Below are 20,528 nucleotides of genomic sequence, written 5' to 3' on the forward strand. Positions count from 1 at the left end.
TTAGATATACTCTTTCAGAGCTGCTTCATTCAATACCTCAATTTTCTTACCCGTCATTAGGATAATACCTTCTTTGGTCATCTTATTGATTTCCTTTGAAAGTGCCGGACGGGTTACATTGAGGTATTCTGCCAGCTCAGATTGGGTATGCGCTATGGTGATGCTGGTAGAGTTGGAAGTTCTGTTTTCAAACAGATAGACGACAAACCTTTCGCGGACTGTTTTGCGGGAAAGGGTTTTTAATCGCGAAACCGTGCAGGCATTGCAATTTCCCGTTATGCAAAGGAAGTTGTGCAGCACTTTGGGATCCTGGCTGATAAGTTTGAAGGTGGATTCTTTGGTCGCAGTGAATAGGATACAGTCTTCAATGGCGGTAAAAGTTGCCGGCAGTGTGGTGTTGCTGCCGAAGAGATGGGGAGTGGCAAAGGCCCGGGGGGCAACGATGTATTCTACCATAACCTTATTGCCCAGGCCGTCTATAATATCTACACGCAATTTGCCTTCCAATAGTATATATAGCTTCTTGCAGGGGGTGCCTTGCCGGGCAACTATATCTTTCTTGTCTATAGAATAGACTGAATATTCCAGTTTCTCAAGCAGCGATTGCTTGATATTATGTGGCAAATCCCTTAGTAGAGGGATTTGGAACAATAACTGTTCGTGCTTTTCATCCAGTAGAATCTTTTCCATAGCTTTTTATTCTTGGACAAAGGTAAGAATAATATATAAGTGCGGGCGTTTTTTATAAATACTTTTGGGCGGAGATTTCATTTATCCGCATTTCCTTCTCTTCTATCCGGATGCATCCTTCGCTTGCCAGCTCCGATAAGGCACGTGCCAGCGAGGGACGAGCCACTCCCAGTATTTGTGCCACTTCCTGCTGGTTGAGTATCGTGCCATGCATGCGTAGATAGTTCAGTATGCGCGATTTCAGGCTTTGCAGGGCAAAGGCATTCAGCTTTTTGGAGAGAAACAGAGTTCTGTCCGATACCAGTTGCAGAAAGTTGTGCATCACAGTGGGGTGTCGATGCAGGAATTCCAGGAAGACATTCTTGTTTATGACGAGTATCTCACATTTCTCTTTAGCTTCGATATTTACCGGAAAGCGGTTTTCGGAGGCAAAGACAAAAGCCGGGGCAAGCAGTTGCGGGGCTTTCAGCGTTTCTATGGTGAGTTGCTTTCCCTCTGCACTGACCATTTGGGTACGCACACTGCCGCTGCACAATATGAATAGAGAACGGTATGCTTCTCCCTGCATGGCAATGAAGTCAGCAGGTTTGTATTGCCTGCGTGCATGTTCGGGTGCCAGGATGAGGGATAATAATTCTTCTTCTGTTATGCCTTGAAAAGGAGGCATTTTCAATAGTGTATGGATTTCCATTCTCTTTTTTACTTTTTTGTGATTCGATGTAACATTCGTGACAGTTTTCGCGTTGTAGAACTCTCATCTTTGCACAAAGATAATGCAAACCGAAAGCAATAGAAAATAAGCTTGCTTATTTTTATTGCTGAGGTGCCGCTTATCTTATGGAAAGATGATGTAAACTTTTAAATGAATAAGAATATGGAACCGAACATGTTTTGTTATCAATGTCAGGAGACAGCCAAAGGAACCGGCTGTATACTGAAAGGTGTATGTGGCAAAGAAAGTCATACGGCTCAAGCTATGGACTTGTTGCTGTTTGTGGTTAGAGGTGTTTCTGTCGTTGCCGATGTTTTGCGCAAGGCAGATTGTCCGGTCTCTGAAGAAGTGAATATCTTTGTGACGGATGCTCTGTTCTGCACTATTACGAATGCAAATTTCGATGATGAAAGCATCTTGAAGCGGGTGGACAAAGGAATCACCATGCGTAATGGATTGATTCGAGAGGCCAAGCATAACAAAGTGCCCCTACCCAAAGTAGATGAACTGACTTGGCAGGGAACACGTGATGACTATGCCGGAAAAGCGAAGACAGTAGGTGTTCTGCGTGAACAGAATGAAGACCTCCGCTCGTTGAAAGAATTACTTGTCTATGGCTTGAAAGGTATGGCTGCTTATCTGGAGCATGCCATGCGTCTGGGATTCAATGATGATACGGTTCATGTTTTCATGCAACGCGCACTGGCTACCATTGCGGTTGAGTCTCTATCGGCAGAGGAGTGGGTGAAGCTGGTTCTCGAAGCTGGTGAGTTTGGAGTAAAGACAATGGCTCTATTGGATGCAGCCAATACCGGTACTTACGGTAATCCTGAAATTACAAAGGTGAATATCGGTGTGAAGAACCGTCCGGGAATTTTAATTAGCGGCCATGACTTGAAGGATATGGAAGAATTATTGAAGCAGACTGAAGGCACAGGAATAGACGTCTATACACATGGTGAAATGTTGCCTGCCCACTATTACCCCGCTTTCAAGAAATATTCCCATTTTGTAGGCAATTATGGCAATGCCTGGTGGAAACAGCGCGAAGAATTCACTTCCTTCAACGGACCGATTCTGTTTACCACCAATTGCATCGTTCCTCCTCTGGCAAATGCTGTGTATAAAGAACGTATGTTTACCACCAACTCTACCGGCTATCCGGGTTGCAAGTATATTGATAAGGATGCTGAAGGCAGGAAAGACTTTTCTGAAATCATAGAGATTGCCAAACAATGCCAGCCTCCGGTGGAGATAGAGCATGGAGAGATTATCGGCGGTTTTGCCCATAACCAGGTGCTGCAACTGGCAGACAAGGTGGTAGATGCCGTGAAGACCGGGGCCATACGCCGCTTTATCGTAATGGCAGGTTGTGACGGACGTATGAAGAGCCGTGACTACTACACGGAATTTGCCAAAGCCTTGCCGCAAGATACCGTTATCCTGACCGCAGGTTGTGCCAAATACCGCTATAATAAACTTGGTTTGGGAGACATCAACGGCATTCCCCGTGTATTGGATGCCGGACAGTGCAATGACAGCTATTCACTGGCGGTAATAGCCATGAAACTGAAAGAAGTATTCCAGCTGAACGACATTAATAAACTTCCCATAGTCTACAACATAGCGTGGTACGAACAGAAAGCAGTTATTGTATTATTGGCATTATTGAGCTCGGTGTGAAGGATATTCACTTAGGACCTACATTGCCCGCTTTCCTTTCTCCAAATGTCGTCAAGGTACTGGTTGATATGTTCCATATTGCAGGTATCGGCAACGTGGAAGATGATTTGAAGAAATTCGGATTGTAAATAAGATGATGGGGTGATATCCTGCTATCACCCCATCATCTTATCCTCTTATCACATTATTTATCGCTTCCTCCGTTCCGCAGAACGGCCCGTGTGATTGTAGCTTTATGGTACACATGGCGGCGGCAAAGCATCCGGCTTCCCGATAAGACGCGCCTTTGTTGCGCATATACAGATATCCTACCATATAGGTGTCTCCGCATCCCGTTGCATCTGTAATCTGCAGGGCAGGGTAGGCGGGTATTTCGTGGAATTCTCCTTGGGCATATATCAGCGAACCTTTATCTCCCAGGGTCAGCAGCACTTCCTTCACGCCCCAGTCTGCAATCAGCAATGCAGCTTCGTGCGGTTCACTGCATCCGGTCAGCACTTCCATTTCTGCTTCGTTGGCTTTCAGGATATGGATATACTTCAATGCTTCTTTCTTTTCCGGCCAGTCTACGGGCAGCACCTTTTCATTCTCCACCTTGCGGAGAAATCCCTGCACGTCTACCGAGAGGAGTCCCTTGCCGGACAAGAACTTGATGACCTCCAAAGAGAAGTCGTCGGCAAGCAGGCTGCCCAAGTGGATAATCCGTGCATCGGTATCTTTCAAACCTTCCACGGTGAAAGGGTCTGCTTTTGCTGTGACACGTTGTGTACGTTCGTTCTGGTTTTCTCCATAAATATTCTCGAAACAGACGGAATGTGTGCTGTGCAAGGCTTTGACGGAAATACCTTCTTTCCGAATGTCTTCCACAATGCCCATGTCGGTATCAGCCAAAGCTGTTACCAATAGAAAATCGTTGGCATTCAAGTGCTTGATGGCATGTGCGAAGTAGAAAGAGGTGCCTCCCGGCATATATATGGTATTTTTAGGGGTTACGACTTTATCTTGGGTAATATAACCGATGCAACATAGACTGTGTGTGTTCATTTCTTTGTTGGCTTTTTATTTCTTTATTGTATTGATTCTGTAAATTGGGCGCGAAGATAGTGATTTAATAACAATTCGACTATATTTGCAGCTGTAAATGTAGCCTCATTGAATATGAATTCATTAAAAACGAAAAGAGTACGTATGATAGTTGGCATTGGCTGTTGCGGTCATAGCGGGATTCGTTTTTGTCAATCAGCCGAGTTTCGGGAGGGCTCCTCAAGGAGAACGGTTGGAGAGGATAAAGAAGTCGCCTCATTACAAAGACGGAGAATTCCGGAATCTGCACAGTACGGTGATGATGACTTCCCAAAAGGGACGTTTGGGAGCTTTCTGGGGATTCTTATTTAAGAAAGAAACCGATTTGCGTCCTGAAACGGAGATTCCGGTTATAAAGACGGACCTCAGCAAGATAAGCAAGGACGAGAATGTATTGGTATGGTTCGGACATTGCTTGCCCGCCCGGCATTTTTCGGACCGCTCGTTGAAGGCAAATCAGGCATTATGGGCCTCTTTCCTTATCGAAACTCCTTTGCAGAAGATTTATATGGGCGGTGATAGCGGATATGACACGCATTTTGCCGAAATAGGCAAGCAATATACCGGCATTGACCTTGCCATATTGGAGAATGGGCAGTATAACGAAGACTGGAAATATATCCATACCATGCCCCAATATTTGGGGCAAGCGGCCAGGGACTTGAATGCGGAAAAGATTCTGACTGTCCATCATTTATAAAGCCCGCCCTTTGTAAACGTTTGACTGGGACAATGGAACCAGGACTCCGTTCAGCGTCAGGGTATTCGAATTGAAGTTCGGGCTGATTCTTGCCGATGCATTATTGCCGCCGTTGGTCAGTGTGATATGCACTTGTGCGGATATTCCGATGCCTTGTACGCTGAAGTTGCAATTCACGTTTCCCTTTTTGTCGGTCGTGATTTTCATTTCCTTTCTGTTGCCGTCCACTGTGATGCCGCCTATTCCGTTGAGGCCTGCAAGGGCACTGTTGGCAGCTATTTGTACGGATGCGTGTTCACCGTCCATCATAACGAAGTTTGTTGTCGATGAAACAAATGCGCTCCGTCCTCTCTTGAACACCAGCTGGTCTGCTTCCAATACAAACTTGCCCTCTTTCAATGCCTGGACGGCAATGGCATAGTTCCTTTCATTTTCCGCTTTTTCGCGTGCTTTCTGGGCTTCTCGTTGGGCTTTACGCTCTGCCCGGCGTGCTTCGCTGCTACTCTGTGCATACATCAGGGTCGATGCACTTACCAACATCAGTGTGATTAATGTAATGATTCGTTTCATAATTGTTCTTTGTTATTTAGTTAAGACCTTCTGACTAATTAACAAATGAAAGGCCAAAAAGATGCGGCTTGAATCTTAAATAAATGTAAGACTTAGAGCCTGTTTAAATTTTCCTTTTAAAACCCGTTGTCGGAATTAGATGATGTGGAAATACCGACAAACAGAACATTTTCCTACCTTCTCCCTATCCGCTCCCTACCTTCTCCCTATCTTCTCCTTATTTGGTCCGTCTATATATACACGGAGCAGATAAGGGGAAAACAGGAGGCAGGCAGGGAGAAAACCGACAAACAGAATAAAATGAAGCCTGTGCATACCTCTAAGAAGGGGATATGAAAGCGGTTGATTCCACCAACGGGTTTTTAAAGTTTTTTATCTGCTTAAAAATAGAAAAACATCTTCAAAGAAAACTCTTAAAACAATGCAGAACAAAATTTAAACAGGCTCTTGACACTTCTTGGGGCTTTGTTGGAAGTTCGTATTAAATTTCTTCCAAGGCATAATACTGATAGTCCCGGAGAACGGTTTGAAGAAAATTTTCCGGGTTACTGTCATGAGGAGTGATGGAGAGAAGTTCCTGCACTTTTTTCGCAAGGGAGGCAATGCGGCGTGTACGGTCTTTTTTACCCGATTGCAGGGTCCGGGTAATGACGTTGATTTGCTCCAATGACAAGTCGGAAGCTTGTGGATAGGCAGGTCGGTAGTCTTTGGTCAGGTAGTCGAACTCATCGAGGCTGACGTGTATCTTGCGGTAATTCTTTTCCTTGATTACCATGGTGCCGGCAGCAAGGTCGCCCATTCGCTGGCTGTTTTTGGTCAAAAGGATGACCAGAAGTCCCAGGCCACCGGTCACCGGTCCGTCGATAGGAAAGAGAAGCCATCGGAGCAGGTACGAGCCTATGCCAGGCGTGGAGCCGTCCGCCTTTACGACACGAATGTTCATCAGCCGCTTGCCGAAACTTTGTCCCTGGTTGAACATTTCGCAGAGAAAAGCATAAAACAAGACTGGCAGGTAGACAATGGCAAACAAGAAAAGCATCGTGAAATCAGAGGGTAGATGAATCCGTGAAAACAAGGCCAAAGTAGAAAATACATAGAATCCGAGCAGAATATAGTCTATGGCCAGTGCAATGAGCCGCTCACCGATACTGGCAGGCGTTTGACTGATGCGGACAAATTGTCCGGTGATAATTGTAGATTCTGCCATTCCTGATAAAACATTTTTAGTATTTCATTGCAAATATATCATTATTCTCTTATTTTTGTTACCAATTTCAGACAAAACTTCTCTGAAATAGTCATAAGGTATGAAAGAAGTGACGTTTATCCGGCGGAACATCGAAAAATGGAAACAAGCAGAAACGATGGTGGAGCAGGCGGAAAGTCTGTCTCCCGATGAACTTGCCGACGCATATACGGAGCTTACGGCGGACCTGGCTTTTGCCCAAACGCATTTCCCCGCTTCCCGCATCACTATCTATCTGAACAATCTTGCCTCGGCATTGCACAACCGCATTTATAGAAACAAACGCGAGAAATGGTCAAGAATTATCACCTACTGGACCGTGAAGTGCCTTCGGCCATGCACGATGCACGCCGTGAGCTGGTGGCTTCCTTCATTATATTTGTGGTCAGCGCATTGATAGGAGTGGTATCCGCTGCCGGAGACCCCGATTTTGTGCGTTTGATTTTAGGAAACTCCTATGTGGATATGACTTTGAACAATATCGCTAATGGTGAACCCATGGCTGTATATAACGGTTCTTCCGAGCTCCCCATGTTTCTGAGTATCACGCTGAACAATATCATGGTCTCCTTCAACTGCTTTGCCATGGGGCTGCTGACCAGTTTTGGCACTGGATACATGCTCCTTAACAATGGTATCATGATAGGGGCTTTCCAAACCTTCTTTTATCAGCACGACTTGCTTTGGGAGTCCTCCCTTGCCATTTGGCTGCATGGGACACTCGAAATCTGGGCGATTGTTGTAGCCGGTGCCGCCGGTCTTGCCTTGGGCAACGGATGGCTCTTTCCCGGAACCTATTCAAGGCTGGAATCTTTCAAACGGGGAGCCAAAAAAGGACTGAAAATAGTGGTGGGTACGGTACCCGTATTCATCATGGCAGGATTTATAGAAGGATTTGTTACCCGCCATACCGAACTTCCGGATGCTGTGAGGTTCGGCTTTATTCTACTCTCTTTGTCGTTTATCTTTTTTTATTATATTTATTTACCTAACAGAAAGAAGCATGGAAGCACAGAAACCTAAAATCGCACTGTATGCACAACGTTCTTTTGGAGAGAAACTAACTGCTACCTTTGATTTTATCAAAGAGAACTGGAAACCGTTGATGAAATTCACCACATATCTGATGTTGCCGCTTTGTCTGCTTCAGGGACTGAGTCTGAACGGCTGATGAGCGGTACAATGGCTTTGGGTGATATGACCGGAGGCTCGTTCGACTCTTCTGTCGTCGGAGCGTCCATCATGGCGCTGGTGACTTATTACAGCCTGTATGCCGTTCTCTATCTGCTGGGAACTGTCATGCTGATTTCTTTGGTCTACGCATTGGTCCGTACTTACAATGAACGGGAAGAACGCTTGGAGGGAGTGACGTTAGGGATGCTGAAGCCCTTGTTGTTCCGTAATGTCAGAAGGGTATTTCTGATAATGATTGTTAGTGTGCTTTTGGTGCTGTTTGTAGGGCTTATTGTTGGTTTTATGGCCACCATCATTCCGTTTATGGCGCTTGCGTTCTTGTTCGTTTTGCTCGTTGTGGTGGTGTCTGTACCACTTGCCATTTGGGCTCCAGTCTATCTGTTCGAAGATATCTATATCATAGATGCCTTGAAGAAGGCCTACCGACTGGGTTTCGCTACCTGGGGAGGTATCGTACTGATTTCCATTGTTATGGGATTCATTGCCGCCATCTTGCAGGGAGTGACGATGATTCCATGGTATATCGGGACCATTGTGAAATATATCTTTGCAATGACTGATGCAGGTGGCGGTGCCACTGTATCGGTAGCCTATAGCTTTGTGCTTTATCTGCTGGCGGTAGTCCAGGCATTCGGCGTTTATATGTCCATGATTTTCTCATTGCTGGGGCTGGCTTATCAATACGGTCATGCTTCGGAAAAGATAGATTATGTGATGGTGGAGAGTGATATTGACAATTTTGATAAACTCTGATAACGGACTATGAATATGGCTCCGGCTGATACACTGGTTTGTGATACTGCACAGGTTGCCGTTTGGCAGTCCGACCCGGCGTTTGCTTACAGTCGTGAGTTGATAGCTCCCGAAATTAATGTACTTGAGTGGTTCAGCAGATGGTTCGGCAAGCTGCTGGACAAGATATTCGGGAATACGTTGGTGGCAGAATATTCGGAGGCCGTGTTGATATGCATTGCCATTCTTATCCTGGTATTGGTCATCTGGTTTGTGTACAAGAAGCGTCCGGAACTGTTCATGCGTTCGCGCAAAAGTACCTTGTCCTATACAGTGGGGGAGGATACCATCTATGGAGTGGATTTTGCGGGGGGAATTGCCGATGCGCTTGCCCGTACGGATTATCGGGAGGCGGTACGTTTGCTCTATCTGCAGACGCTGAAACAGCTCAGCGATGGAAAACGTATAGACTGGCAGTTATATAAAACGCCTACACAATATATCTATGAAGTCCGTCTGCCAGCTTTCCGCCAAATGACCAACCATTTTCTACGGGTACGTTACGGAAATTTTGAAGCGACCGAAACATTGTTCCATGTGATGCGGGATTTGCAGAAAGAAGTGGAGAAAGGAGGGATGGCATGAAGGGGAACCATTGGTTTATAGCCGGTATCATTGCTTTTCTGGTGCTGATGTTTGCGATAGAGTGCCGTCTGCCAAAGAAGTTTGTCTGGAACCCTACGTTCAGCCATTATGACAAGCAACCGTTCGGCTGTGCCGTGTTCGATAGCCTGCTGTCTTCATCGTTGCCGAAGGGATATTCGTTGTCGAGAAAGACTTTTTATGAACTGGAGCAGGAAGATACGACGCTCCGCCGCGGAATACTGGTTGTTACCGATAACCTGCATTTGACGGATGTAGATGTGGAGGCGATGTTGAAGATGGCGGGACGGGGAGACCGGATTATGCTGGCGGGGAGCTCTTTCAGCCGTATTTTGAAAGATACGCTGGGATTTGAGTGCAGCTATTCCTATTTCAGTCCGTCGGCTTTGAAAAAATATGCCACTGCATTGCTCTCGAAAGACAGTTTGTGCTGGGTGGGGGATTCGGCGGTTTATCCGCAGCAGACTTTCTGTTTCTATCCCCAACTTTGTCAGTCTTATTTCTTTGCAGATTCCATTTCTAGTAAAGTGTTGGCGGAAAAAACTGTTACCGGAGAAGCTGCTCATCCGGTTGTCATGTCAGTTTCTTGGGGAAAGGGGGAGGTTATACTGGCTTCCACTCCCCTGCTTTTTACGAACTATGGTGTGCTGGATGGGAAGAATGCGGCTTATCTTTTTCGTATATTGTCCCAGATGGGTGGATTTCCCATTGTCCGTACCGAAGGCTATATGAAAGAAACAGCCCAGGTACAGATGTCTCCTTTTCGCTATTTCCTTTCGCAGCCGCCGCTTCGCTGGGCATTGTACTTGAGTATGGTTTCCATCCTGCTCTTTATGATATTTACAGCCCGCAGGAAGCAGCGCGCCATTCCAGTTATCCGCGAACCGGAAAATAAGTCTTTGGAGTTTGCAGAGTTGATAGGTACTCTTTATTATCAGAAGAAGGACCATGCTGACTTAGTCCGCAAGAAATATCTCTATTTTGCGGAGGAACTGAGGAGGGAAATACAAGTGGATGTGGAGGAAGTGGCAGAGGATGAGCGCTCTTTCGGCAGGATTGCCCGGAAGACGGGTATGGAAGCGGGGGAAATAGCCGCGTTCATCCGCGAGGTGAGGCCGGTGGTGTACGGAGGGCGCAGCATCTCTGAGAAGGAGATGAAACGGCTTGTCGATAAAATGAATGAAATAATCAATCATATATAAAGAAGATATTTATGGAAGAGAACACAGAAAAACGGGTGGACTTGACTCTCTTTTCCGAGAAGATACAAGCGTTGAAGGACCGGATTGCTACGGTCATAGTGGGGCAGGAGCAGATAGTGGACCTGGTACTGACGACTGTCCTGGCAAACGGCCATGTGTTGCTGGAGGGAGTGCCGGGGGTGGCAAAGACACTGCTTGCCCGTCTGGTGGCACGCTTGATTGAGGCAGACTTCAGCCGCATTCAGTTTACTCCGGACTTGATGCCGAGTGACGTGTTGGGTACTACGGTCTTCAACATGAAAAACAATGACTTTGACTTCCATCAAGGACCGGTGTTTGCCGACTTCGTGCTGGTGGACGAGATAAACCGCGCTCCTGCCAAGACGCAGGCAGCCTTGTTCGAGGTTATGGAAGAACGGCAGGTCAGCATTGACGGCACCACGCATCAGATGGGAGAACTCTATACGATTCTGGCAACCCAGAATCCGGTAGAGCAGGAGGGGACTTATAAGTTGCCCGAAGCGCAACTGGACCGCTTCCTGATGAAAATAACCATGGGATATCCCTCGTTGGAGGAGGAGGTGGACATCCTGGAGCGCCACCACACCAATGTTTCGCTGGTGAAGTTGGAGAGCCTGGCACCTGTGCTCACAAAAGAAGAACTGCTGTCGTTGCGCAGGCTGATGGAACACGTGTTTGTAGACCGTACGCTGCTTCAGTACATCGCGCTGATTGTGCAGCAGACGCGTACCAGCAAGGCTGTGTATTTAGGAGCCTCTCCGCGTGCGTCCGTGGCAATGATGCAGGCCTCCAAGGCTTATGCACTGTTGCAGGGACGCGACTTTGTGACACCGGAGGATATTAAGTTCGTTGCTCCGTATGTGCTTCAGCATCGCTTGATATTGACAGCGGAAGCCGAGATGGAAGGCTATTCGCCGGTAAAGGTGACGCAACGGCTGATTGATAAGGTGGAAGTGCCGAAATGAGACTGGGCCGCCGATTCTATATTGTTCTTGTTCTGATAGTCCTGCTGATGGGTATCGGGTACGTCTTTGCTCCATTCTTTGCAATCGGGCAGTGGGCGCTTTTTGTCCTGGTCGTGTCGGTGCTGGTGGATGGGGTGATGCTCTATCGCATTCGCGGCATCCGGGCATTCCGCCAGTGTGCCACCCGCTTCTCCAACGGAGATGAAAACGCCGTGAACATACGTGTGGAGAGCAGTTATCCGCATCCGGTGGCTGTGGAAGTGGTGGATGAGATTCCTTTTGTATTCCAGTTGCGGAATGTTGATTTCCGGATGAGGCTCCAGGCGAATGAGGGCAGGACGATTACGTATCATCTGCGTCCCACGCGGCGGGGGATTTACTCTTTCGGACGGATTCGGGTGTTTGTGGCAGGCAGGATGGGATTGCTTTCCCGCAGATATACTTGCGATGCTCCGCTGGATGTCAATATATCCGTCCTATCTGATGCTCCATCGGTATGAGTTGCTTGCCATCAGTGACAACTTGACGGAATTGGGCATCAAGCGTATCCGCAGGGTGGGGCATCATACGGAGTTCGAACAGATAAAGGAGTATGTGAAAGGCGACGATTACCGCACGATAAACTGGAAAGCAAGCGCCCGGAAGCACGAACTTATGGTAAATGTCTATCAAGACGAGCGTTCCCAGCAAATCTATAACGTGATAGACAAGGGGCGGATTATGCAGCAGGCATTTCGCGGGATGACCTTGCTGGACTATGCCATCAATGCCTCCCTGGTTCTTTCGTACGTTGCCATGCGGAAGGAGGATAAAGCCGGACTGGTGACGTTTAATGAGCACTTTGATACATTTATCCCCGCCTCCCGACAGCCCGGACAAATGCAGGCGTTATTGGAGAACCTTTACAGCCAGCAGACTACTTTTGGGGAGACCGACTTTTCCTCATTGTGCGTACATTTGAACAAGCGCGTCAACAAACGCAGTCTTTTGGTGCTGTATACCAATTTTTCAGGCATCGGCAGCTTGAACCGTCAGTTGGCTTATTTGCAGCAGTTGAACCGCCAGCACCGGTTGCTGGTCATCTTCTTCGAAGATGCCGCTCTGAAAGAGTACGTCGCCACTCCTGCGAGGAATACGGAAGGGTATTACCGCCATGTCATTGCCGAGAAATTTGTATTCGAGAAACGGCTGATAGTCTCCACCTTGAAGCAGCACGGCATCAGTTCCGTGCTGACTACACCGGAAAATCTTTCTGTGGACGTGATAAACAAGTATCTGGAGATGAAGTCACGTAGCCAGATATAAAAACAGTAACTAAGGTTATATAATCCGTAATAAGGGTAGTGAAGATGTCTGGATTTTCCTCTAATTTTGTAATTGGGATATTGTGAAGGTGTGGAAAACATATCCTTAAGATTTTATATATCTGAAATTACAATAATGAGAATGACTTTATAGGTGATGAAAGACAATACATTGGACATAAAGACAGTATGTGAATGCAACCGATGCCTGGGATGTAAAACGTTACATCCTCAGGTAAGCATTATTAATCTGGAAAATCCTAGTGTGTATCAGGATGCTGTGAAGTTTGAATTCTATGCCATCCTGCTGATTGAGGACTGTGAAGGGGATTGTGACTGCTGCGGACGGAAATATTATGATTATTCCAATGCTACGATGGTATTTCTTACACCCGGTGAGATATTCCGGATGAACAAGAACAATACGTTTCCGGACAAAGGCTGGCTATTGGCATTCCATCCCGATTTATTGCTTTGCACTACACTGAAGAGTCATATCGATAACTATACTTTCTTTTTCTACCGCAAGGAAGAAGCATTGCATCTGTCACAGCGCGAAATGGCCAAGGTGACGTGCTGCCTTGAGAATATTGAGGATGAACTTCATCACTCCATCGATACGCACAGCAATACCATTCTGTCCCGTCACATCGAATTGTTGCTGGATTATTGCTCGCGCTATTATGAACGGCAATTCATTACTCGCGAGAATAAGAACAAGATGATTCTGGAAAAACTGGAAGAGATACTTGACGGGTATATCACTTCCGGCAAGCTGCAGGAGGGCAAGCGGCCTACTTCCATAGACTGTGCTGGGAAGCTAAGCCTTTCAACGGCCTACTTTGACGATTTGTTGAAGTTTGAAACCGGCAAGACATTGGCTGAACATTTTCAGCTCAAGTGTTTGTGTATGGCTAAGAGGATGCTACTGGAAACAGACAATACGCCTGCCGTTGTGGCGCGTAGGTTGGGGTATCCGAGTGTGCAGTACTTCAGCCTGGTGTTTAAGAAAGTCACGGGAGTTGCACCGAATGAGTACAGATACTCGCAGAATTAAGTTTAGGAGCTTTCTACAGAGTATGTTTGTTATGTATTTTGCCTAAAGCCTTCAATTTTTCGTCTTTTTAATGTTTTAGGATAAAAAAAATGACATCTCATGTTTGTTTTAACAGAATAAATCTTATATTTGTCTCGTCAATCAATGACATGAGTTTCTTTACATAGTAGATTAGAAAAGCGTTTAGCTGATTTCTGTATAAGTGGAAAAGTCGAAATTTCATTAACAAGTACACAAAAACAGCCTTACGTTCAACCTTACAAAAATTGTGGGGGGCGTTTCCTGTTTGTACTAAGGGCTTCGACTCCCTCACTTAAAAACAAGCTAATGCCCTTCCGCTTTTTCACATTAACGGGTTTGCATATAGGGCACAAGCCAGTACAACCAAAACGATATGGTAAAAAAACAAGTTGCGTTTCCCGTTTTCTTCTCGAATGTCCTCATCAAACATTGGCGGTCCACCGAAAAGAAGTATCCTTTGTTTGACATGTAAGTAACGTCTTGTTATTTACATGATTGTCATATCTGTATCGGCTTCCTTGTGGGAGTCGCATGGTCGTCGTGTCTTGTTTGGGAGGCAACGCTTATAGGTTTATTGAACATGAATGTAATTATATTAATCTGAAAAATTATGGATAAGAGTATTGTTGGTGCCAACGCAGGAGCTGTATGGCATGCCCTGAATGGGAGTGAGAAGATTTCAATTCCTGAACTTGCAAGGAGTTGAATCTGAGTGTGGAAAGCACGGCGTTGGCCATAGGCTGGCTTGCGCGTGAAAACAAAGTCTGCATACGACGCAAGAATGGCTTGATAGAGGTTTCTGACGAAGAACATGTTTCTTTTAGTTTCGGTTGATTCCTTGTTTACTTTCTTGTCATACTATCAAAAGACCGTCATATTAGGGGCAGGGCGGTCTTTTTTTTAATATTGCCTAATATCAATGGGAACGATAAAATGGAAGCATATACTCATTATGGAAAACAAGCGGATGTGTTTAAGCATCTTGTATTAGGCGAGGTGCTTTGCAATGAACAACCGAAAGTGTATATTGACACAAATTCGGCTTGTGCGGTATATCGATTGGAACGTATACCGGAGAGGGATTATGGTATTTGCCATTTTTTACGAACGGCCGACAAGGAATTGAGAGATTCCTTTTATTTCAGGTTAGAAAGTGAAGCCTTTCGAGAGAATTGCTATTATGGTTCTCCTGCACTGGCAATGAAAGCATTAGGGTTGAATCGTAAATATTATTTTTTTGATTTGGAGAGGGAATCATTGGATAATGTTTTTGAGTTTGCAAGGCGGGAGCATTTGGATAATAGGATTGTTTTGCGGAATTGTGATTCAACAGAAAGTGTCATGGAGTTATTGCCGGAGCTTCCTAAACAATCTTTTCTTCATATAGATCCTTATGAAATAGATAAAATGGGAACTGGCGGACATACTTATTTTGATGTTTTTCTTCAAGCAACCCGATTAGGTATGAAATGTCTGCTATGGTATGGGTTTATGACATTAGACGAAAAACGGTTGCTGAATCAATATATGGTTGCCCATCTACGGGAATTGGGTGCCACTAATGTAGTGGGTTCTGAACTGATAATGAACTGTATTGAAAAAGATACTGTCGTATGTAACCCTGGCATCTTGGGAAGTGGGCTTCTTGCTTCTAATTTGTCTGAGAAATCAAATAGCCTGCTGCTAACCTTTAGCAGATTATTGGTCGATATTTATAAAAATATCCGGTATAAAGATGGCGATGGGAGTTTGTATAATGATTTGCTTTAAGTTGTTGCAACTTGCTTATTGTCCGTATTTATTGAATATATGACGGTGTTTTGCAAAGCTCTGATTATCAGTGTTTATTGAATATGCTACACTCAGTCGTATACTGAACTATTCAGTCGTATACTGAACCTAATTCACTATACGACTGAATAGGGTTCAGTATATGACTGTTTCTTGAAACGGCATTCTTTGTAAAGAATGCGGATTGTCTTTCAATCCCTATAACCTATGAGTCAATGGCCCATTTCTTATATTATGATTGCATTGGTCCAACGGATAAGCCAGTGCCACGTGTGCAATTCGCTTAATTGCTTGGTGTTGCGATGGTTGTTTTGAGTTGATGCAAAGATAGGTGTTTATCATAGAGTAATAAAATAATAGAGCCATATTTAACACTATTATTTGCTTGCTAATTTCTTGTACACTACAGTATTTGGCCGACCAATGCAGGGAAATGGGATTTACGGATGAAATGACAAGGCGGCTCGTATGTTTCAAGCCTGTAGGGTTCAGGGGAAAGCTCTATTCAAGGGAGCATGGAAAGGAATTCAAGACGGAACACTCAACGGCAACCATAGAGAAAAATCCGCAATAGACTGGGAAATTCAGACTGTGCATTGATGGTATACCGATACTGGAATGGTTCAAGATGAAGTTCCAAGAACTTAAAGAGAAACTGGGTGTAAGCCACACCCAAAAAGAAGAACCGAGAAAGGGGTTGAGAATGTAGAAATAGCACCAATGTGCAAACTACGATTTACAATAAGAGCTTCTACTTGAAAGCCTTTATCAGAAAATGGTTTGACTGAATGATTTACGGAAATAAAAGTGCAATTCTGATTGTTAATGAGTTGCACTTTTATTATTTTTGTAGATATATTGTTTGTAATAAATTATTTGAAACTATGAAAATAGTACTTTTATATTTTCTTTGTTGTTTCATTATAGGGTGTACAAATGAATCCACAAAAAGAAGCAAAAATAATGAAGCAGCCAGCACAGATATACCGGATTGTAGAGGCATGGCTGAACTTATAGATGTTTATTCATTAGGTACTGCCATTAGGATGCAAACCCTACAAAGATATTACACTGTAAAAAGCAATGAGATATTTGCTGTTGTATTAAATCCTCAGAACTTTTCCCTGAGTTGTGGTAGATATTGGATTTTAGAAAAGTGGGAAAATGGTCAGTGGGTAAAACCCAAGATGAAAGAAAATATATTTTTCTTTGATGATGAAATACTGCTCCCAGCATGTGATTTTCTCTGTTTTAGGTTTCCTATTAGTTATTATGATATAACTATCGGGAAATATCGTATTTCTATATCTTTATGGAATAATGGAGAAAAGATTAAACTAAATACCGAATTTGAAATAAAGTAACCATGAAACATTTATTACTCGTATCATTAATACTGCTTAGTTCTTGCCATTCTACTACTTCCAAGAAAGGGCAAGAATTTGAAACAGACAGTATTCCACAGCAAGAAGAATTGCATCCTGACAGTGTTCTTAAATCTGAACCAGTTCCAACGGAAGAAGAACAAGAACAACCATCGGGAACAACATCTTTTGTTCTGCAACCCGTTCCCCGTGATATTCCAACGGGAGAAGCTATCAGCCCCGTTTTACTTTCCATGCAGACAGAATACGATTATTATCCACTATCAACAACAGAAGTGAAAGTAACCGTTACCAGTCATTCCCAACAAGAGTATATATGCGGAAATGATTACAGCCTTGCCTATTACAATAATGAAAAACGACAATGGGAAACATTGCCAACCGACCCAGTCATTGAAGATATAGGTTGGATATTACAGCCAGAATATCCAACCCATGGACAGACAATCAAGCTATATACTTCCGAAGTTCCTAATCGTGCAGGCAAATACCGCATTTACAAAGCGTTCAACAGGAACTCCAAAGTTGCTTATGCTGAATTTGAGTTAGTTGATAAAAAAGGAGTAAAAAAACTTCGCCAACAGATTGATGGTTATTGGGATAAAAATGCAAAAACGCCCAATGACACAACCGCAAGAAACATCCATTCCACTTGGATACAAAATGATGATGGAGATACTATTTTTGTGAGTTTGATGAATAATACACCACGTTATCAGGAAATGTTCAGAAGAAGAGTTGTAAGCTATTCGGCAGTCAGTCATGGCAAGATACAGCAAGACATACCTTTTATTCAACCGACATCTTCTGATACTATGCGGATAACTATGCAAACCGAGCATTCCGTTTATCCTGTGGGAACTGAAACTATATCAGTGGAATTAGCCAATGGAAATTCAAAAGACTTATTTTTTGGAGAACGATACAATGTAGCACGTAAAGAAGGAAACCGTTGGATATTACTTCACGATGGCGGTGCATGGAATGACCTTGGGCATGGTTTGGGACAAGGAGGTACATACCTGTTTACTGCAAGACTTCGCCCGATTGTTAACGACAACAAGCCAGGGATTTATAAAGTAGTCAAAGAAATAGGTTTCATAGGTTCTTCTCAAAAGTGGTTTATGGGCGCAGAATTTAAGATTGAATAAAAACAACAACATGAAACCATCACTGTTTTTTATATTGTTTATACTTTGCTTCTATCCTTCCATTACTTTAAAAGGGCAAAATAATAAAGCTGATAGTGTTTCTTTGCATGAGAATATGGAAGCACATTTAGACAGTATTTGGCGTAAAGAGAACATTTGGAATCTTGGTGTGGCAAAAATAACAGGAGAGCCTATTAAAGACCTGTCAACGATAGAAGCTCCCAAATGGGCAAAATGGAATTGTGATTTGGAAGAGTATTTTATTTCTCAAATGAAATATCCAAAGCATTTATTAGCGAAGAATCAAGCAGGGTATTCTGTCGTCATGTTTTCCCTCGATACATTAGGACTGCCACGCGCCATCAATATATTAGCTACAACCCATAAAGATTTTGGTAAGGAAGCTGTTAGGCTCATTAAAGAACTTCCTCATTGTTTGCCATGCCGAGATAAGAACGACAAGCGGATAGAATGTTTTTATACGGTATATATTCCATTCTTACCACAACGGTATAGAGATAAAATAATAGCCGATAGTATACAGGAAGAAGAATTAAAGCATTGCTTCGTGGAATGGGAAGAACAAGCGAACTTCCAAGACGGAACACTTTGGTCGGCTCAAAATTATATTTATCAAAATCTCACATATGATGCCAGTTTATTAGACGAGTTGCAAAAAGCCAAAGGAATATACAAAATACATATTGATTCATACGGAGAAATAAAAGAAGCGAAAGTGCTAAGAAGCTGCGGAGTACAACAATGGGATGAACAAGTAATACGGAAAATTAAAAATATGCCAAGATGGACACCAGCAATACATCATCGCGGAAAAGGTGAATATAAAGATGCTATATGGGGTCAGCCGTAAAACCTTGTGGGGTTATGCATATAATTTGGTTAGCCTATACAAGAAAAAAGGAATGTCAACAACGCCTCTCAGCTGCGCTCTGAATTGTTTGATTTTGGGGGGCGTCAGATGAACTGTGTCACGGGTTAATTTCTTAGTTTAAAACTCATCGCTCGGGGAACGCCCTAGCGGCAAGGGGCGGGAGCACCCGTCCCGACGAGCGACAAAGTTACCACAATCGAAAACGTTCTCCAAACTTTATTGCCAATTGTTGTGATATGGTAGCCCAATTAGCTAACGGCATGGTCCATTTTTTCCGAATGTTACGGTACGCGAGATAGACAAGTTTCTCAAGTGCCGTATCATTAGGAAAGACACCTTTGCTCTTTGTGACCTTGCGGATCTGGCGGTGGTAGCCCTCCACTGTATTGGTGGTGTAAATCAGTTTGCGAATCATCGGAGTGTACTGGAAGTACTCTGTAAGTTGTTCCCAGTTGTCACGCCAAGACTTGATGACAATGGGGTATTGTTCGCCCCATTTAGCCTCAAGGCTGTCTAATTGGGTTTCGGCAGCTTCCTTGCTTACAGCACCGTAGACAAGCTTCAAATCCTTCATGAACTCCTTTTGATGCTTGCTGCCAACATACTTGATAGAGTTACGAATTTGGTGAATGACACAAAGCTGTACACTTGCTTCGGGGAAGACACTTTTAATAGCATCAGGGAAGCCTTTAAGGCCATCTACACAAGCTATAAGGATGTCTTCAAACCTCGGTTCTGAAGGTCTGTAAGTACGTTTAGCCAAAAGTTAGCTCCTTCACTTTTAGAGATATACATACCAAGAAGTTCTTTTCTTCCATCCTTGTCAATACCGAGTACGTTATAGATAGCACGAGTAACCGCACAGCCTTTCTCATCCATCACTTTATAATGAATAGCATCCAACCAGACAATGGCGTATACAGAATCCAAAGAGCGTGAACGCCATGTCTTTATTTCCGGAAGTACACGATCCGTGATAGAACTTATGGTCTCGGGAGATACACGGCTTCCCAAGTTCTCTTCCATCCAATCACCTATCTCACGAGTACTGGTGCCAAGTGCATACAAGCCGATAATTTTATCTGCCATACCTTCGGCAAGCATAGTTTCACGCTTCTTGGTGAACTGAGGGTCAAAGGATGCGTCACGGTCACGAGGGTAGATACAGTAATCTCACCTACAGGAGTTTGAACCTGCTTCTGCATCTTGCCATTACGGCGATTACCGTTTTGACGGGAATCTTCTGTTAGATGAGCATCCATCTCGCCTTCAAGGGCTGCATTGAGAATGTTCTCCAACAAGGGGGCAAAAGCACCATCTTTGCCAAACAGAGGCTTCCCTGCTTTTAACTCTTCTAATACTTGAGCGCGTAGCTCATTAAAATCTAATTCGCTACTCATAAATCAATACTGTGTTGCAAATTTAATGATTATTATTTAGCTGACACAGTTTAAATGACGGTCTCT

At 44.2% G+C, this 20,528-nt stretch carries 15 protein-coding genes and 7 pseudogenes; 16 read left to right on the forward strand and 6 right to left on the reverse strand.

Annotated features, from left to right (window positions below; translation table 11 throughout):
- Positions 1–690 (reverse strand): Crp/Fnr family transcriptional regulator, encoded by a 690-nt coding sequence (locus tag JCM16496_RS13380; RefSeq protein ID WP_025834891.1) that lies wholly within the window; start codon positions 688–690, stop codon positions 1–3.
- 52 nt (positions 691–742) lie between these two features.
- Positions 743–1,381 carry a Crp/Fnr family transcriptional regulator gene (locus tag JCM16496_RS13385; protein ID WP_025834894.1) on the reverse strand — a complete coding sequence of 213 codons (639 nt, stop codon included), beginning with the start codon at positions 1,379–1,381 and terminating at the stop codon, positions 743–745.
- A gap of 183 nt (positions 1,382–1,564) precedes the next feature.
- Here JCM16496_RS13385 and hcp point away from each other — a divergent pair.
- A pseudogene (gene hcp, locus JCM16496_RS13390) lies at positions 1,565–3,213 on the forward strand (hydroxylamine reductase).
- Between the two features lie 40 nt (positions 3,214–3,253).
- Here the strand turns inward: hcp and JCM16496_RS13395 are convergent.
- On the reverse strand, positions 3,254–4,129 hold the full coding sequence (locus JCM16496_RS13395) for a PfkB family carbohydrate kinase (RefSeq protein ID WP_025834896.1): 876 nt from the start codon (positions 4,127–4,129) through the stop codon (positions 3,254–3,256).
- A 151-nt stretch (positions 4,130–4,280) separates the two neighbouring features.
- Between JCM16496_RS13395 and JCM16496_RS13400 the strand changes: the two are divergent.
- A pseudogene (locus JCM16496_RS13400) lies at positions 4,281–4,862 on the forward strand (MBL fold metallo-hydrolase); the annotation flags it as partial.
- Here the strand turns inward: JCM16496_RS13400 and JCM16496_RS13405 are convergent.
- Both JCM16496_RS13405 and JCM16496_RS13420 read right to left on the reverse strand, forming a co-directional pair.
- Complete coding sequence (locus JCM16496_RS13405) at positions 4,863–5,438, reverse strand: DUF4251 domain-containing protein (protein ID WP_025834897.1); 576 nt, start codon at positions 5,436–5,438, stop codon at positions 4,863–4,865.
- Positions 5,439–5,919: 481 nt separating this feature from the next.
- On the reverse strand, positions 5,920–6,645 hold the full coding sequence (locus tag JCM16496_RS13420) for an RDD family protein (protein ID WP_025834900.1): 726 nt from the start codon (positions 6,643–6,645) through the stop codon (positions 5,920–5,922).
- A gap of 100 nt (positions 6,646–6,745) precedes the next feature.
- Between JCM16496_RS13420 and JCM16496_RS13425 the strand changes: the two are divergent.
- From JCM16496_RS13425 to JCM16496_RS13490, 14 genes and pseudogenes are all read left to right on the forward strand, one after another.
- Positions 6,746–7,707 (forward strand): annotated as a pseudogene (locus tag JCM16496_RS13425) (stage II sporulation protein M).
- On the forward strand, positions 7,688–7,855 hold the full coding sequence (locus JCM16496_RS25295; protein WP_439644532.1) for a hypothetical protein: 168 nt from the start codon (positions 7,688–7,690) through the stop codon (positions 7,853–7,855). The pseudogene JCM16496_RS13425 and the gene JCM16496_RS25295 overlap by 20 nt, the downstream one beginning before the upstream one ends.
- Positions 7,855–8,631 carry a hypothetical protein gene (locus JCM16496_RS13430; RefSeq protein WP_439644533.1) on the forward strand — a complete coding sequence of 259 codons (777 nt, stop codon included), beginning with the start codon at positions 7,855–7,857 and terminating at the stop codon, positions 8,629–8,631. Before JCM16496_RS25295 ends, JCM16496_RS13430 begins: the two co-directional genes overlap by 1 nt.
- Positions 8,632–8,640: 9 nt before the next feature.
- Positions 8,641–9,255: a DUF4129 domain-containing protein gene (locus tag JCM16496_RS13435; protein ID WP_025834902.1), complete on the forward strand. Its 615-nt coding sequence runs from the start codon at positions 8,641–8,643 to the stop codon at positions 9,253–9,255.
- Complete coding sequence (locus JCM16496_RS13440; protein WP_025834904.1) at positions 9,252–10,475, forward strand: DUF4350 domain-containing protein; 1,224 nt, start codon at positions 9,252–9,254, stop codon at positions 10,473–10,475. Before JCM16496_RS13435 ends, JCM16496_RS13440 begins: the two co-directional genes overlap by 4 nt.
- An 11-nt stretch (positions 10,476–10,486) precedes the next feature.
- Positions 10,487–11,461: an AAA family ATPase gene (locus JCM16496_RS13445; RefSeq protein WP_025834906.1), complete on the forward strand. Its 975-nt coding sequence runs from the start codon at positions 10,487–10,489 to the stop codon at positions 11,459–11,461.
- Positions 11,458–12,766, forward strand: a pseudogene (locus tag JCM16496_RS13450) (DUF58 domain-containing protein). Before JCM16496_RS13445 ends, JCM16496_RS13450 begins: the two are co-directional and overlap by 4 nt.
- Before the next feature lie 156 nt (positions 12,767–12,922).
- Positions 12,923–13,822, forward strand: coding sequence for a helix-turn-helix domain-containing protein (locus JCM16496_RS13455; protein ID WP_128809609.1), 900 nt, complete (start codon positions 12,923–12,925; stop codon positions 13,820–13,822).
- 631 nt (positions 13,823–14,453) lie between these two features.
- Positions 14,454–14,677, forward strand: a pseudogene (locus JCM16496_RS21940) (winged helix-turn-helix domain-containing protein).
- Between the two features lie 99 nt (positions 14,678–14,776).
- The gene (locus JCM16496_RS13470; protein ID WP_025834914.1) at positions 14,777–15,613 is read left to right on the forward strand and encodes a 23S rRNA (adenine(2030)-N(6))-methyltransferase RlmJ; all 837 of its coding nucleotides are present in this window, start codon (positions 14,777–14,779) and stop codon (positions 15,611–15,613) included.
- Between the two features lie 433 nt (positions 15,614–16,046).
- Positions 16,047–16,343 (forward strand): annotated as a pseudogene (locus JCM16496_RS24955) (MobV family relaxase); the annotation flags it as partial.
- 175 nt (positions 16,344–16,518) lie between these two features.
- Positions 16,519–16,998, forward strand: a complete 480-nt coding sequence (locus JCM16496_RS13480; RefSeq protein ID WP_025834923.1) for an immunoglobulin-like domain-containing protein — start codon at positions 16,519–16,521, stop codon at positions 16,996–16,998.
- A 2-nt stretch (positions 16,999–17,000) separates the two neighbouring features.
- On the forward strand, positions 17,001–18,170 hold the full coding sequence (locus JCM16496_RS13485; RefSeq protein ID WP_025834924.1) for an immunoglobulin-like domain-containing protein: 1,170 nt from the start codon (positions 17,001–17,003) through the stop codon (positions 18,168–18,170).
- A 10-nt stretch (positions 18,171–18,180) separates the two neighbouring features.
- Complete coding sequence (locus JCM16496_RS13490; protein ID WP_128809606.1) at positions 18,181–19,041, forward strand: energy transducer TonB; 861 nt, start codon at positions 18,181–18,183, stop codon at positions 19,039–19,041.
- A 208-nt stretch (positions 19,042–19,249) separates the two neighbouring features.
- On the opposite strand, the pseudogene JCM16496_RS21955 reads toward JCM16496_RS13490, so the two are convergent.
- Positions 19,250–20,462: pseudogene (locus JCM16496_RS21955) on the reverse strand (IS256 family transposase).
- Positions 20,463–20,528 lie beyond the last annotated feature (66 nt).

The organism is Bacteroides rodentium JCM 16496, assembly GCF_000614125.1.
GTDB classification, from domain to species: Bacteria; Bacteroidota; Bacteroidia; order Bacteroidales; family Bacteroidaceae; genus Bacteroides; species Bacteroides rodentium.